Origin of the sequence: Devosia sp., from assembly GCF_024707125.1 — a bacterium.
Lineage (GTDB): Bacteria > Pseudomonadota > Alphaproteobacteria > Rhizobiales > Devosiaceae > Devosia.
The window spans coordinates 385,663-399,129 of record NZ_JANQAH010000003.1 but is presented as its reverse complement, the minus strand read 5'-3'; the positions used below and the strand labels follow the sequence as shown (position 1 = coordinate 399,129).

Here is a 13,467-nt window from a genome sequence, read left to right as displayed (position 1 = left end):
CCTATTCCATGCGTTCGGGCAGATAATCTGCCCTAGCGAGGTTACCGAAGCGTGTGAACTGGGCCTCAAAGCTCAGCTGCACCGTTCCGGTAGGGCCATGGCGCTGCTTGGCAATGATGACTTCCGCCTTGCCGTGCACCTGCTCCATTTCCCCTTGCCAGGTGATGTGTTCTGGCGTGCCCTCTTTGGGTTCCTTGTTCTTGAGATAGTACTCTTCGCGATAAACGAAAAGCACCACGTCAGCGTCCTGCTCGATAGAACCCGATTCGCGCAAATCCGCTAGCTGGGGATGCTTGTCGTCGCGCGCTTCCACCTGACGGGAGAGCTGGGACAGCGCAATCACCGGAACTTCCAGCTCCTTGGCCAGCGCCTTCAGCGTCGTGGTGATTTCGGTCAGTTCCTGCACGCGATTCTGGCTCGAAGCCTTCGACGAACCCGACAGCAGTTGCAGGTAGTCGACAATGAGCAGGTCGAGCCCCTTCTGCCGCTTCAGGCGCCGGGCACGCGCAGCAAGCTGCGCCACACTGAGACCACCCGTATCGTCGATATAGAGCGGCACCTTGCTCATCATGTTCGATACATCGACGAGCTTGGAAAACTGGCTGTCGTGAATACGCCCGCGGCGAATGTCGGAAGACGAGACTTCCGCCTGCTCGGCGAGAATACGGGTCGCCAGCTGTTCCGAACTCATTTCGAGGCTGAAGAAGCCGACGACACCGCCATTGACCGTCTTGTTGTGCCCGTCCGGCGTCACCTCGCCGCGCCAGTTCTTGGCGACATTGTAGGCGATATTGGTCACGAGCGAGGTCTTGCCCATGGCGGGACGACCGGCGAGCACGATCAAGTCCGAGCGCTGCAAGCCGCCCATCTGCCGATCGAGATCATGCAGATCCGTCGCCACGCCCGAAAGGCCGCCGTCACGCTGAAATGCCTCGCCCGCCATGCGGATGGAGGCGCTGAGCGCGGTACCAAAGCTGAGGAAGCCGCCATCGTAGCGACCCTTTTCGGCAAGCTGGAACAGCTCGCCTTCCACCTTTTCGATCTGCCGGTTCGGGGTCATTTCGACCTCCGACTCATAGGCAACCGAAACCATCTCCTCGCCCACGAGAATCAGGCTGCGGCGAATGGCGAGGTCATAGATGGCCTGCCCATAGTCGCCGGCATTGATAACGGTGGTTGCCTCCGCCGCCAGACGCGCCAGATACTGCGCCATGGTCATTTCAGGCAGCAGCTGGTCGGGCAGGTGGGTCTTGATTGTCGTGGGATCAGCCGATTTGCCGGCGCGGATCACCTTGCTGGTGATCTCATAAATGTCCCGGTGCACGGGCTCATAAAAGTGTTCCGGCTCAAGGAAATCCGAGACCCGGTAAAAGGCTTCGTTGTTGATCAGGATAGCGCCCAAAAGGGCTTGTTCGGCCTCCACATTGTGGGGGGCGACGCGAAACGACTTGTCTTCGGCCGGGTGAAGCCGTGCGATCTCAGCCATCGTGATCCTCGGGGGGTGTTAACCTTTCTAACCACGGGGGAGTGGTCGGAGTCCCACCGGCCTATCCCCCAAGGGGTTAAGATTCTTTTCGAGGTGTGAACTCTGTGAACAACGGGGATAGTGACCATCGTGTGTTGCACGGCACGAAGGCATCAGCATGGCGATCATGAGTCGGTCTGGAAGGTCTATTTGAAGCCCCAGGGACGGGCCTCGGGGTCCGCAGTCGCCCAGACCACCCGTTCGACGCGCCAGCTTCCGTCGCTGAGTTTTATCGTCGAAATGATCACGACCGCCGGTTCACCCTTAGCCTCGACCATGTATCTGGCCTGATCGTCATGCTCGAATGTCGCGCTCGAAAAGGCGCCGGGCTCGAGATCGAACGGCAGCAGCCCTTCGGCCTTGGCGTGCACCATGGTGCGATCGAAGAGGAGCGCGCCTTCGAGGTTGACCTCCTTGAGGATGTCGAGACCAATTTCATCGGTGGTCTGTCGCCCCAAGGCGCCGGTGCCGGCTTCCATGCCGGGGAAGAGCTGAGCCTCGTTGAACTCGAAGAGCTTGTTGGAGAAGGCCGTCTTTGCCTCCGGGCTCAGCAATATCCAGGCCCGGTAGTAGTCTTCGGCAGCATAGGCCTCGACAAAACCGCGCAGCACCGCCTCGCTGCTGCTCCTGTCGATGCTCTCGATATAGGTGCGCGGCAGCTGCGGCGCCTTGGTCTTGCCCGCCTCCTGCGCCGTCGCGGGCAGGGCGAGCGCGGCCAGAGCCAGCATCAATGCAAGGAACACACGCATAAGAGCCATCCCCGACATGTTGTGCCGGGCAGCATGGCGCAAAAGAAAGGCCGGACAATCTGTCCGGCCTTTCTGGCATCTTGGCAGTCCGAAGAGACTATTCTTCGAAACGGTCGTCCGCAGCAGCGTCCTTCTGGCCGGCGGCGAAATCGCCGTCGTCATCAGCTTCGAAGGTGTGGACGGTGACGTCTTCACCCTGAGCCTGGCGGGTCGCTTCGTCAGCCGAACGGGCGACGTTGACGGTGATGGTCACGGCGACTTCGGCATGCAGGATCAGCGGCACGGTGTGGACACCGACCGACTTGATCGGGTCTGCAAGGTCGACCTGGTTGCGCTGGACAATGTAACCATCGTTGGCCAGGGCTTCCACGACGTCGCGGGCAGCGACCGAACCATAGAGCTGGCCGGTTTCGCCAGCCTGACGGATGATCACCACGGTGCGGCCATTGAGGCCTTCGGCGATACCGGCAGCGGCGTTACGACGCTCTTCGTTGCGCTGTTCGATGTGAGCGCGTTCGTTTTCGAAACGCTTGCGGTTGGCTTCGGTGGCGCGAAGAGCCTTGCCCTGGGGCAGGAGGAAGTTACGGGCAAAGCCGTCCTTCACATTGACTTCGTCGCCGATGGTGCCGGTGCGACCGATACGCTCGAGCAGAATGACTTTCATGTCTTTATTCCTTTGGCTGTCCCGTTCTTTCGAACGGTTAGGAGCCGCGGACCATCCGCGACCCCAGCGGGTATTTCTTTGGAAGTGAAGCCGAAGCTTACTTCACAGCGTAGGGCATGATGCCGATGAAGCGAGCACGCTTGATCGCACGGGCCAGTTCGCGCTGCTTCTTGGCCGAAACGGCCGTGATGCGGCTCGGGACGATCTTGCCGCGCTCGGAAACGTAGCGCGAGAGCAGGCGGACGTCCTTGTAGTCGATCTTCGGTGCGCCTTCGCCCGAGAACGGGCAGGTCTTGCGACGGCGCTGGAACGGACGACGGGCCTGGGAAGTGGTGAGGTCTTTAATAGCCATGGCTATGCGTTCCTTATCTTAGAAGCGGCGGGGACGACGGTCGCCCGAGGGGGCACCACGTTCGCCACGGCCACCACCATCACGGTCATCGCGATCGCGCTTCTGCATCATCGCGGACGGGCCTTCTTCCAGCTCGTCGACACGCACGGTCATGAAGCGCAGGATGTCTTCATTGATGCGCATCTGGCGTTCCATTTCGGCAACGGCCGGAGCCGATGCTTCGATGTTCAGCAGGGTGTAGTGAGCCTTGCGGTTCTTGCGGATGCGGTAGGAGAGACCCTTGAGGCCCCAGTATTCGTTCTTGGTGACCTTGCCGCCGCCCTGGGACAGCACTTCGGTCAGCGCAGCGGTCAGTTCTTCAACCTGCTGCTGCGAAACGTCCTGGCGAGCCAGGAAGATGTGTTCGTAAAGGGCCATTGAGTGCGCCTTCCTTTCAGTTGTCATACGCATATCGCTGGCGCGGAGCCCCTTCGAAGCCGGAAAGGCGTCAAAGCAGTCTTGCAAAGAGCGGGAACACGGGAGGCCGGACCTAGTATCAGTCCTGTTTCTCCAAAAGGAAAAACCCTCCGTTCAGCCCCCGGCCAAACGAATTGCTGCGGCGGCTATAGAGGAGAAGGGGCCTCAACGCAAGCGCCACGCCTAGAAGCTGGGCATTTGGGCCGCCTTGCCTCCAAAAAATCGCACTGCCGCGGGAGTCTTTCCCAGAATCATCAGGCAGATTGCTTGACTCCTCTATCTACACTCGGCAAACGCCTCGCAATGTCCGCAACCTCGGAGACGTCGTCATGACCAGCAGAGCTTTCACCTTCCCCGGCCAGGGCAGTCAGGCCGTCGGCATGGGCAAGGAACTGGCCGATGCCTTCCCCGAAGCGCGCGCTGTCTTCGACGAAGTCGATGACGCGCTGGGCGAAAAGCTTTCCCAGACCATGTTCGAAGGCCCGGAAGACGTTCTGCGTCTCACCGAGAACGCCCAGCCCGCCCTGATGGCCTCGAGCATTGCCGTGCTCCGCGTCGTCGAAAGCCGCGGCGTCAGCCTTTCCCAGCACGCAAAGTTCGTCGCTGGCCACTCGCTGGGCGAATATTCCGCCCTTTGCGCCGCTGGCACCTTCTCTCTTTCCGATACGGCCCGTCTCCTCCGCACCCGCGGCCAGGCCATGCAGAAGGCCGTGCCTGTCGGTCACGGCGCCATGGCTGCGCTCCTCGGTCTCGACCTCGACACCGCCCGCGCTGTTGCTGAAGAAGCCGCGCAAGGCGAAGTCTGCCAGGTTGCGAATGACAATGCGCCCGGCCAGGTCGTCATCTCCGGTGCTCTCGCCGCCATCGAACGCGCCGTCGAAATCGCCAAGGCCAAGGGCTCCAAGCGCGCCCTGCTGCTACCCGTGAGCGCGCCGTTCCACTGCTCGCTAATGCAGCCCGCCGCTGAAGCCATGGCCGCTGCGCTCGCCGAAGTGCAGATGAACGCGCCCGTCGTGCCGCTCGTCGCCAACGTGCTGGCCGCCCCGATCACCGATCCCGCCGAAATCCGCCAGCGCCTCGTTGAGCAGGTCACCGGCGTCGTCCGCTGGACCGAAAGCGTCACTTGGCTCGCAGGGCAGGGCGGTGTCACCGAACTCGTCGAACTCGGCACCGGCCGCGTCCTCACCGGCCTTGCCAAGCGCATTGCTCCCGATCTCGCCACCCAGGCCGTCGGTGGTCCCGCAGACATCGACGCCTTCGTCGCCTCTGTCACGGCCTGAAACAAAACAATAAAGTCATCTCCAAAGGGAGAGAAAACATGTTCGATTTGACCGGTAAGCGCGCCTTGGTCACCGGCGCCAGCGGCGGCATTGGCCGCGAGATCGCCAAGGCCCTGGCCGCAGCCGGCGCCACCGTTGCCCTCTCGGGCACCCGCGTCGGCGCTCTCGAAGAAACTGCCCAGCAGATCGGCAAGGAATGCCCGATCCTGCCGTGCAACCTCTCCAAGATGGACGATGTCGACACCCTCGTGCCCGACGCCGAAGCCGTCATGGGCGGTGTGGATATCCTCATCAACAATGCCGGCATGACCCGCGACAATCTCTTCATGCGCATGAAGAATGAAGAGTGGGACGAAGTCATCGCGGTCAACCTCACCGCCGCCTTCCACCTCAACCGCGCCGTGCTGCGTGGCATGATGAAGCAGCGCTGGGGCCGGATCATCGGCATCTCTTCCGTTGTTGGCGTCATGGGTAACCCCGGCCAGGGCAACTACGCCGCGTCCAAGGCCGGCCTGATCGGCATGAACAAGGCGCTGGCCTATGAAGTGGCGAGCCGCAACATTACGGTCAATTCCATCGCCCCGGGCTTTATTGCCTCGGCCATGACCGATGAACTCAACGATAAGCAGCGCGAGTCCATCCTCTCGACCATTCCCGCCAATCGCCTCGGCACCCCCAGGAAGTCGCCGCCTGCGCCGTCTTCCTCTCGAGCGATGCCGCTGCCTACGTCACGGGCCACACGCTGAACGTCAACGGCGGCATGGCGATGATCTGAGGCAGGGCTTGCTTCCCCGCTCTGGGGGCATCCCTTTCCGTCCGGCGTCATTCCCGCGAAAGCGGGAATCTCTTCGACAGGCAAGGGATTCCCGCTTTCGCGGGAATGACGCGGTGATGGGCTTGCGCTCCGTACCCCGTTAATAAAGCCTTAAACCCTTGGAAACCACGCCTCTCGCTGCTGGCAAACCTCAGGGAAACATGCTACTCGCGCCCCGTTAACCCTTGCCGGTCCGCCTTGCGAGCGCCGAAAAGGCCGCTTACATTGCCTCTGTGCAAGTCAAAACCGAGCTTGATGAATTGGCTTCGCGCCAATAAGAAGCGAAACGAAACTTCGATTTCTAAAAAGGGAAGTCAAATATGAGCGATGTCGCTGATCGGGTCCGCAAGATCGTTGTGGAACACCTCAATGTGGACGCCGAGAAGGTCGTTGAAAAGGCCAGCTTCATCGACGATCTGGGCGCTGACTCGCTCGATCAGGTCGAGCTGGTTATGGCTTTCGAGGAAGAATTTTCGGTCGAAATCCCCGACGATGCTGCCGAGTCGATCCAGACCTTCGGAGACGCTGTCTCCTTCCTGACCAAGGCCACCAGCTAAGCTGGACGGGCAGTAGACATGGAACTTCGCCGAGTCGTCGTCACCGGAATGGGGCTTGTCACGCCCCTTGGTTGCGGAGTGGAAGCCACTTGGGCCAACATTCTTGCAGGCAAGAGTGGAGCCAAGCGTATCGACGAATTCCAGGTCGACGATATTGCCTGCCAGATCGCCCATCGCATTCCGCTGGGTGATTATGCCGATGGTAAGTACAATCCCGACGAGTGGATGGAATCCAAGGAACAGCGCAAGGTCGACGATTTCATCGTCTACGCCATGGCCGCTGCCACCCAGGCCATCCAGGATGCCGGGGTCGAACCCAAGACGCAGGAAGAGCAGGAACGCACCGGCGTTCTGATCGGCTCGGGTATCGGCGGGATTGGTGGCATCTATGATGCCTCCATTACCCTCCATGAAAAAGGCCCGCGCCGTATCAGCCCCTTCTTTATCCCGGGTCGTCTGATCAACCTGGCCTCCGGCCACGTTTCCATCCGTTTCGGTCTCAAGGGGCCGAACCACTCCGTCGTCACCGCCTGCTCGACCGGTGCGCACGCCATTGGCGATGCGGCCCGCCTGATCGCACTGGGCGATGCCGATGTGATGGTTGCGGGTGGTGCGGAAAGCTGCGTCAACCGCATCTCGCTGGCCGGCTTTGCCGCAGCGCGTGCGCTCTCGACCGGTTTCAACGACAACCCGACCGCCGCTTCCCGTCCTTACGACAAGGACCGTGATGGCTTCGTCATGGGCGAAGGCGCCGGCATTGTCGTGCTCGAAGACTATGAGCGCGCCAAGGCACGCGGCGCCAAGATTTATGGCGAAGTGATCGGTTATGGCCTTTCGGGCGATGCCTATCACATCACCGCACCCGCGCCCGATGGCGATGGTGGCTTCCGTGCCATGAGCGCGGCGGTCAAGCGTGCGGGCATTTCGCCCTCCGATATCGACTACATCAACGCCCACGGGACTTCGACGCCGCTTGGCGACGAAATCGAACTGGGTGCGGTTTCCCGCGTTCTCGGCGCTGCTGCCGAAGGCCGCGTGATGAGCTCGACCAAGTCGGCCATTGGTCACCTCCTCGGTGCCGCTGGTTCCGTCGAAGCGATTTTCTGCCTTCTCGCCATGCGCGATGGCATCGCTCCGCCGACGCTCAACCTCGACAATCCTTCCATCGAGACGCCGATCAATCTGGTGCCCAAGGTGGCACTTAAGAAGGAAATCAACGTGGCTCTGTCCAATAGCTTCGGCTTTGGCGGTACCAATGCCACGCTGGTCATGCGCAAGGTCGCCTGACTTTTTTGCTTTGCAAGAGGGGCACGTCGCTCGACCAAGCGACGTGCCCCTTGTTTTTATTCAAATCCATTGCAAACAATGCCGCCGCCCTGCCGCTTTATAACAACAAGATCGGCATACCCGCTGACTGGCCATGAGGTGATTCCTTAGATGAACGACCGCCGTAAACGCCGCCGCCGCTCGTCCAATGGCCTTGTCGATGTGCTCAACGCCCTGCTTACCCTGCTCGTCATCGGCCTCGTCGTGGTCGGCGGCGGCTTCCTCTTTGTGGCGCAGCAATACTATAGCGATGGTCCATCCACCGAAGAGCGCGTCTTCCGCGTCGAAAGCGGCAATACGCTGAGCACCACGGCGAGCCGTCTCGAAGAGCAGGGTTTTATCACCAATTCGCTGATCTTCCGGCAGTTCGGCGCGCGCGTCGAAGAAAACACCACGGTCAAGGCAGGCGATTTCACCATCCCCGCCCATGCCAGCATGTCCGAAATTCTGCGCGAGCTGACCACCGGCACGCCGATCCGCTACGCCGTCACCATTCCCGAAGGCTGGACCTCCTGGCAGGTCGTGCAGCGCGTCAATGCCGATGATCGCCTGACCGGCACCATCGACAACCTGCCGCCCGAAGGCTCCATCCTGCCGGGTAGCTACGACTATCTGCCGGGCGATACCCGCCAGTCGGTCATCGACCGCATGCAGGCCGCCATGACCACGGCGCTTGCCGAAACCTGGGAAGGCCGCCAGGCCGATCTGCCACTGGCTAGCCCCGCCGAGCTCCTGATCCTCGCCTCCGTCGTCGAGCGCGAAACTGGCGTTGCCGAAGAGCGTCCGCAGGTCGCCGCCGTCTTCGTCAACCGCCTTAAGGAAGGCATGCGCCTTCAGTCCGACCCGACGATCATCTACGGCATCACATTGGGCCAATCGACGCTCGAGCGTGGCCTCCGCCGTTCGGAGATCGAGGAAAAGACCGCCTACAACACCTATCAGATCGACGGTCTGCCCCCGACGCCCATCGCCAATCCCGGCATTGAGTCGCTGCGCGCCGTCGCCAATCCCGACAGCCACAACTACCTCTACTTCGTCGCCAAGGGCGCCTCGCCGCGCGATGGCCACGTCTTCGCCGAGACCTATGCCGAGCATCAGCAGAACGTCGCCCGCTATCGCGAGATCGAGCGCGAAGCGGCCGAACAGGCGGCAACCGATGCCGAAGCTGCGCGCCAGGCGCTCGAAGCCGAAGAAGCCAATGGCACGGAAGGCTCCAGCCAGTGACCTCCCGCCTCGCCAGCATGACCGGCTATGCCCGGGCCGACGCCATGTTCGGCCCGGCGCGTCTCCGCGTCGAACTGAAATCGGTCAATGGTCGTGGCCTCGATATTCGCACGCGCCTCGCCTCCGGCCTCGACGCCTTCGATATCCCGATCCGTCAGGCGCTGAGCCAGGCCCTCTCCCGCGGCTCGGTCAATGCCACCGTGTCGCTCGACCGCCAGGGCGCTACCGGCGCCGTTTCGGTCAATCCCGCAGCGCTTGAAACCATCCTCGCCGCCATCGCGGCGCTCTCGACCGCGTCGATGCCCGTCGCCCCAGCCTTGACGGCATCCTGGCTCTGCCGGGCGTGCTCGTGGTCGAGGAAGGCAGCGACATCGACGAGGAGGGTCTTGAGCCCATCCTGATGGCCGCTGTCCGTCAGGCCATCGCCGCGCTGCAGCAATCGCGACGGGAGGAGGGCGCTCGCATCGCCGAAATCCTCTCCCGCCAGCTCGATGCCATCGCCGAACTCGTCGAGCGCGCCGATGCCCATCCCGGCCGTTCGCGTGAAGCCATTTCCGCACGCCTCGCCCAGCAGGTTCAGTCCCTGCGCCAGGAAGCCGACATTTCGCCCGAGCGCCTTGCCCAGGAAGCTCTGGTGCTGGCCACCAAGGCCGACATCCAGGAAGAGATCGATAGGCTCCGCGCCCACATTGCCGGCGCCCGCGCGCTTCTCTCCGGCTCCGGTGCTGTCGGCCGACGCCTCGATTTCCTCGCCCAGGAATTCAACCGCGAAGCCAATACGCTCTGCTCCAAATCGAACGCCGTGGAACTCACTGCCATCGGTCTTGACCTCAAGGCGGTGATCGATCAACTACGCGAGCAAGTCCAGAACATCGAATAGAGTGCCTCAAAGATGGATTTTCAGCGCCGCGGCGTCATGCTCGTCCTCGCCTCTCCCTCAGGCGCCGGCAAATCCTCCATTTCGCGCGCGCTCTTCGGTGCCGATCCCAATATCAAGCTGTCGGTCTCGGTGACCACGCGCGGCCGCCGCACCGACGAAGTCGACGGCAAGCACTATCACTTCATCGACGTGCCGACCTTCGAGCAGATGCGTAGGGATGGTGGCCTCCTCGAATCCGCCGAGGTCCATGGCAATTTCTACGGCACCCCGCGTGCCCTCGTCGAAGAACAGCTGTCCTCGGGCAACGACATCCTCTTCGACATCGACTACCAGGGCACCCTGCAGCTTTATGAAAAATGCCGTGCCGACATGGTCACGGTCTTCATCCTGCCGCCCTCGATCAAGGAACTGCGCGCCCGCCTCGAACGCCGCGCCCAGGACAGCGTCGGCACCATCGAAAAGCGCCTCAGGAACGCGCGCAACGAGATGGACCACTACGACGAATACGACTACGTCCTCGTCAACGAAGACCTTGAACTCTCGGTCGCCCGCGTCCGCGCCATCCTCGCTTCTGCCCGTCTCGACCGCAAGCGCCAGATCAATCTCGATAACTTCGTGCGCGACCTGCAGAACCAGATCGGTCCGGCCTGACAGATCTCCCCACCCACCGCGTCATTCCCGCGAAAGCGGGAATCTCTGTTTCTGCGCAATCAGATTCCCGCTTTCGCGGGAATGACGCAGTGACTGGAATGATTGCGGCGCCTACCTCAACCCCGGCAGCGCCCGCGCCATGGCCAAAAAGGCCTCAATGGGAAGATCCTCGGCCCGTTCGTCGCCCTTGAGCTCCGCTGCCGCCAGCAGCCCTTCCACCGGCACACCCAGCGACTTCAGCGATTGCCGCACCATCTTGCGCCGCTGCCCAAAGGCCGCCTTGGTCACTTGCTCGACATGCTTGACCGACAAGCCTGCTTCCACCGGTTTTGGCACCAGATGCACCACGGCCGACGTCACATTGGGCGGCGGCACAAAAGCCTGTCGCCCGACATTGAAGGCAATCCGCGCGTCGCTGCGCCATCCGGCCAATACGCCCAGCCGCCCATAGGGGTCTTCGCCGGGCCTGGCGCAGATCCGCTCTGCCACCTCGCGCTGAAACATCAGCGTCATACTCTCGAAAAACGGCGGCCAAGGTTCCTGCGTCAGCCAGCCCGTAAGCAGCGGCGTGCCGATATTGTAGGGCAGGTTGGCGATGATCCGCGTCGGGCCATCGGCAAGCTGCCGATAGTCCATTTCCATCGCGTCGCCCGATATCACCGTGAGGCGTCCCGGATAGGCATCGGCGATTTGCGCCAGCGCCGGCAGAGCCCGCGCATCGCGCTCGATGGCGATCACTTCCCGCGCGCCTTCCGCGAGCAGGGCCCGCGTCAGCCCGCCGGGTCCCGGACCCACCTCGATCACGCGCACGCCTTCGAGCGAACCGCCGACGCGCGCAATGCGCGCTGTAAGGTTCAGGTCGAGCAGAAAATTCTGCCCCAGCTCTTTCTTCGCCTGCAGCCCATGCGTGGCAATAACCTCGCGCAGCGGCGGAAGCGTATCGATCTGGCTCATGAAGGCTCGGTCGTCATCTTGTCTGCCATGGCTATGGCCGCCAAAAAGCTCGATGTCGAGGCTTTTCCGGTGCCTGCCAGGTCAAACGCCGTCCCATGATCGGGCGATGTCCGCACGATCGGTAGCCCCAGTGTCACATTTACCCCAGCGTCAAACGCCACCGTCTTGATCGGGATCAGCGCCTGATCGTGATACATGGCCAATACCGCATCATACTGCCGCCAGTGGCGCGGGAAAAACAGCGTATCGCCGGGCAGGGGGCCGATAGCGGCAATCCCCTCCGCCCGTGCCTTCTCCAGCGCCGGAATGATGATCTCGATCTCTTCTCGCCCGATGGCTCCGCCTTCGCCCGCATGCGGATTGAGCCCCGCCACGGCAATCCGCGGTGCCGCAATTCCGAACCGGCTCTTAAGGTCCCGCGCCATAACCCGCAGCGTCTCGACAATCAGTTCTTCCGAGATAAGTTCCGGAACATCCTTGATCGGCACATGGATAGTCAGCGGCACCGTCCGCAACTCTTCATGCGCCAGCATCATCACCGGCAGCGGCTCTTTCCCGTTCTCGACACAAAGCGCCGCCAAAAACTCCGTATGCCCCGGATGCGCAAACCCCACGTGATAGAGCGCGCCCTTGTGGATCGGCGCCGTCACCAGCGCCCGGCATTCTCCCGCCCGGACGCTTGCCACGGCCTCTTCGATTGCCGCAATCACCACCCGCGCTGACCCTGGATACGCTTGCCCCGGCTGGTCCGGCACCACCCCCGCAATATCGACCACTGGCAGCGCCCGCGAAAACACCTCGCCGGCATCGGCAGGCGATGTCGCTAAAACCTCGATATCGAGCCCCAGCCGCCTGGCTCGCTCAGCCAGAAACCCCGCATGCCCGAACACGACGAATGCCGGCAACCCAAGCGCCTGTCGCTGCGCAAAAAGTGAGAGAAGAATATCCGGGCCGATCCCCGCAGGTTCGCCCATGCTGATCGCCAGCGGCTTCATTTGCGCCCATTTCCACCGAGAGTCATTTCACCCTCGGTGTCATCCCCGCGAAAGCGGGGATCTCTGTTTGGGCGCTGAAACAGGGATTCCCGCTTTCGCGGGAATGACGCCGGGCGGATGGTATCGCCCGGCTCGTTGTCTTAGTTGTAGATGATCTTGGCGTTCTTGCGCAGGTTATCGAGATAGGCCGCGGCTTCCTTTTCCATATTGCCGCTACCAACTTCGGCGCGCACTTCATCCTTCATGAAGGTGAGATCCTGCGCCTGGGTCTTTTCGCAAATGGCAAGCATGGAAACGCCAGCTTCGACCACGCGCGGCTTGGTAATCCCGCCGACATTCATCCCGGCTAGTTCCTTGGCCATGGCCTCGGGCAGCTGGGTGGCATGGCGGCGGCCAATATCGACCGCGGCGGCGTCGGTATAGGCGAGAGAGAGCTGCACGGCGCTGTCGCAGCCGGCAAAGCTCGAACGATACTTGTTGGCCTGCGCCGTGCGCCCGCTGGCGCCGGCACCCACAAAGACGATCTCTTTGAGGATGTAGTCAAAACCCTGGTAGTCGGCGAGACGCGCGGCCGCCTGCTGGTCGAGTTCGAGATCGGAAATCTGCACATTGGGAACCACAGCCTGCTCGGCAATGGCGTTCCAGGCGATGGCAGCGCGCAGGCGATCCTTGAGCGTGTCCGCGCTCACGCCACCCTGACCAAGCATTTCGATCAGCCGGTCCTGGCTCACCTTGAGATTGCGCGCAATCTGCAGCAGCGCTTCATCGACCTGCGCATTGGAAACATTGATGCCAAGCCGCTTGGCTTCGGTCATCTGGATGGCTTCGGTGATGAGCTGATCGGTCGCGCCCTTGCGGCCGGTCTTGTTGCCTTCCATGTTGAACAGGCGCAGCCGCTGGTCGACCTGCACGTCGCTGATGGCGGTGCCGTTCACCGTTACAATGGTTGCCGCGAAGCTGGGCAGGGCCGATGCCGTCGCCAGCACGAGGCCGAGGATCATGGCGCTGGTGGCGCGCCGCATAAATGCAAAGGTCATCGT

14 protein-coding genes and 2 pseudogenes are annotated in these 13,467 nt (G+C 62.1%); 8 read left to right on the top strand and 8 right to left on the bottom strand.

What is annotated here, in order from left to right:
* Position 1: 1 nt before the first annotated feature.
* The 5 genes from NVV77_RS02900 to rpsF all read right to left on the bottom strand — a co-directional run bounded on the left by NVV77_RS02900 (position 2) and on the right by rpsF (position 3,707).
* Positions 2-1,486 carry a replicative DNA helicase gene (locus NVV77_RS02900; protein ID WP_295410543.1) on the bottom strand — a complete coding sequence of 495 codons (1,485 nt, stop codon included), beginning with the start codon at positions 1,484-1,486 and terminating at the stop codon, positions 2-4.
* Between the two features lie 185 nt (positions 1,487-1,671).
* Positions 1,672-2,274, bottom strand: a complete 603-nt coding sequence (locus NVV77_RS02895; RefSeq protein WP_295410541.1) for a hypothetical protein — start codon at positions 2,272-2,274, stop codon at positions 1,672-1,674.
* A 97-nt stretch (positions 2,275-2,371) separates the two neighbouring features.
* Complete coding sequence (gene rplI / locus NVV77_RS02890) at positions 2,372-2,938, bottom strand: 50S ribosomal protein L9 (RefSeq protein ID WP_367178578.1); 567 nt, start codon at positions 2,936-2,938, stop codon at positions 2,372-2,374.
* Positions 2,939-3,035: 97 nt separating this feature from the next.
* A complete protein-coding gene (rpsR, locus tag NVV77_RS02885) occupies positions 3,036-3,284 on the bottom strand; it encodes a 30S ribosomal protein S18 (RefSeq protein WP_152565849.1) in 249 nt (82 codons plus the stop codon).
* Between the two features lie 24 nt (positions 3,285-3,308).
* Entirely contained in the window at positions 3,309-3,707 is a 399-nt protein-coding gene (gene rpsF, locus NVV77_RS02880; protein ID WP_295410539.1) for a 30S ribosomal protein S6, read from the bottom strand.
* Positions 3,708-4,075: 368 nt separating this feature from the next.
* On the opposite strand from rpsF, the gene fabD reads away from it, so the two are divergent.
* The 8 genes and pseudogenes from fabD (at position 4,076) to gmk (ending at position 10,478) form a co-directional block, all read left to right on the top strand.
* Entirely contained in the window at positions 4,076-5,026 is a 951-nt protein-coding gene (gene fabD, locus NVV77_RS02875) for an ACP S-malonyltransferase (protein WP_295410537.1), read from the top strand.
* Between the two features lie 38 nt (positions 5,027-5,064).
* Positions 5,065-5,801: pseudogene (fabG, locus tag NVV77_RS02870) on the top strand (3-oxoacyl-[acyl-carrier-protein] reductase).
* Positions 5,802-6,160: 359 nt separating this feature from the next.
* On the top strand, positions 6,161-6,397 hold the full coding sequence (locus NVV77_RS02865; RefSeq protein WP_035083768.1) for an acyl carrier protein: 237 nt from the start codon (positions 6,161-6,163) through the stop codon (positions 6,395-6,397).
* 18 nt (positions 6,398-6,415) lie between these two features.
* The gene (gene fabF / locus NVV77_RS02860; RefSeq protein ID WP_295410533.1) at positions 6,416-7,684 is read left to right on the top strand and encodes a beta-ketoacyl-ACP synthase II; all 1,269 of its coding nucleotides are present in this window, start codon (positions 6,416-6,418) and stop codon (positions 7,682-7,684) included.
* A gap of 150 nt (positions 7,685-7,834) precedes the next feature.
* Entirely contained in the window at positions 7,835-8,947 is a 1,113-nt protein-coding gene (gene mltG, locus NVV77_RS02855) for an endolytic transglycosylase MltG (protein WP_295410531.1), read from the top strand.
* 17 nt (positions 8,948-8,964) lie between these two features.
* Positions 8,965-9,356: pseudogene (locus NVV77_RS21855) on the top strand (YicC/YloC family endoribonuclease); the annotation flags it as partial.
* The gene (locus NVV77_RS21850) at positions 9,348-9,827 is read left to right on the top strand and encodes a YicC family protein (protein ID WP_367178584.1); all 480 of its coding nucleotides are present in this window, start codon (positions 9,348-9,350) and stop codon (positions 9,825-9,827) included. The pseudogene NVV77_RS21855 and the gene NVV77_RS21850, both read left to right, overlap by 9 nt.
* Positions 9,828-9,839: 12 nt before the next feature.
* Positions 9,840-10,478: a guanylate kinase gene (gene gmk, locus NVV77_RS02845; RefSeq protein WP_295410529.1), complete on the top strand. Its 639-nt coding sequence runs from the start codon at positions 9,840-9,842 to the stop codon at positions 10,476-10,478.
* 111 nt (positions 10,479-10,589) lie between these two features.
* On the opposite strand, the gene rsmA is transcribed toward gmk, so the two are convergent.
* From rsmA to NVV77_RS02830, 3 genes are all read right to left on the bottom strand, one after another.
* A complete protein-coding gene (rsmA, locus tag NVV77_RS02840) occupies positions 10,590-11,432 on the bottom strand; it encodes a 16S rRNA (adenine(1518)-N(6)/adenine(1519)-N(6))-dimethyltransferase RsmA (protein ID WP_295410527.1) in 843 nt (280 codons plus the stop codon).
* Positions 11,429-12,427 carry a 4-hydroxythreonine-4-phosphate dehydrogenase PdxA gene (gene pdxA, locus NVV77_RS02835; RefSeq protein WP_295410526.1) on the bottom strand — a complete coding sequence of 333 codons (999 nt, stop codon included), beginning with the start codon at positions 12,425-12,427 and terminating at the stop codon, positions 11,429-11,431. The genes rsmA and pdxA overlap by 4 nt, the downstream gene beginning before the upstream one ends.
* A 140-nt stretch (positions 12,428-12,567) precedes the next feature.
* Complete coding sequence (locus tag NVV77_RS02830; RefSeq protein ID WP_295410524.1) at positions 12,568-13,464, bottom strand: SurA N-terminal domain-containing protein; 897 nt, start codon at positions 13,462-13,464, stop codon at positions 12,568-12,570.
* Between the last annotated feature and the right edge of the window lie 3 nt (positions 13,465-13,467).

Excerpts from the sequence above, each read along its gene's own strand:
- NVV77_RS02830 (WP_295410524.1), bottom strand. The coding sequence starts at position 13,464 with ATGACCTTTGCATTTATGCGGCGCGCCACCAGCGCCATGATCCTCGGC.
- mltG (WP_295410531.1), top strand. The coding sequence starts at position 7,835 with ATGAACGACCGCCGTAAACGCCGCCGCCGCTCGTCCAATGGCCTTGTC.
- NVV77_RS02865 (WP_035083768.1), top strand. The coding sequence starts at position 6,161 with ATGAGCGATGTCGCTGATCGGGTCCGCAAGATCGTTGTGGAACACCTC.
- rsmA (WP_295410527.1), bottom strand. The coding sequence starts at position 11,432 with ATGAGCCAGATCGATACGCTTCCGCCGCTGCGCGAGGTTATTGCCACG.
- NVV77_RS02900 (WP_295410543.1), bottom strand. The coding sequence starts at position 1,486 with ATGGCTGAGATCGCACGGCTTCACCCGGCCGAAGACAAGTCGTTTCGC.
- pdxA (WP_295410526.1), bottom strand. The coding sequence starts at position 12,427 with ATGAAGCCGCTGGCGATCAGCATGGGCGAACCTGCGGGGATCGGCCCG.
- NVV77_RS21850 (WP_367178584.1), top strand. The coding sequence starts at position 9,348 with ATGGCCGCTGTCCGTCAGGCCATCGCCGCGCTGCAGCAATCGCGACGG.
- gmk (WP_295410529.1), top strand. The coding sequence starts at position 9,840 with ATGGATTTTCAGCGCCGCGGCGTCATGCTCGTCCTCGCCTCTCCCTCA.
- rplI (WP_367178578.1), bottom strand. The coding sequence starts at position 2,938 with ATGAAAGTCATTCTGCTCGAGCGTATCGGTCGCACCGGCACCATCGGC.
- fabF (WP_295410533.1), top strand. The coding sequence starts at position 6,416 with ATGGAACTTCGCCGAGTCGTCGTCACCGGAATGGGGCTTGTCACGCCC.
- fabD (WP_295410537.1), top strand. The coding sequence starts at position 4,076 with ATGACCAGCAGAGCTTTCACCTTCCCCGGCCAGGGCAGTCAGGCCGTC.
- rpsF (WP_295410539.1), bottom strand. The coding sequence starts at position 3,707 with ATGGCCCTTTACGAACACATCTTCCTGGCTCGCCAGGACGTTTCGCAG.
- NVV77_RS02895 (WP_295410541.1), bottom strand. The coding sequence starts at position 2,274 with ATGCGTGTGTTCCTTGCATTGATGCTGGCTCTGGCCGCGCTCGCCCTG.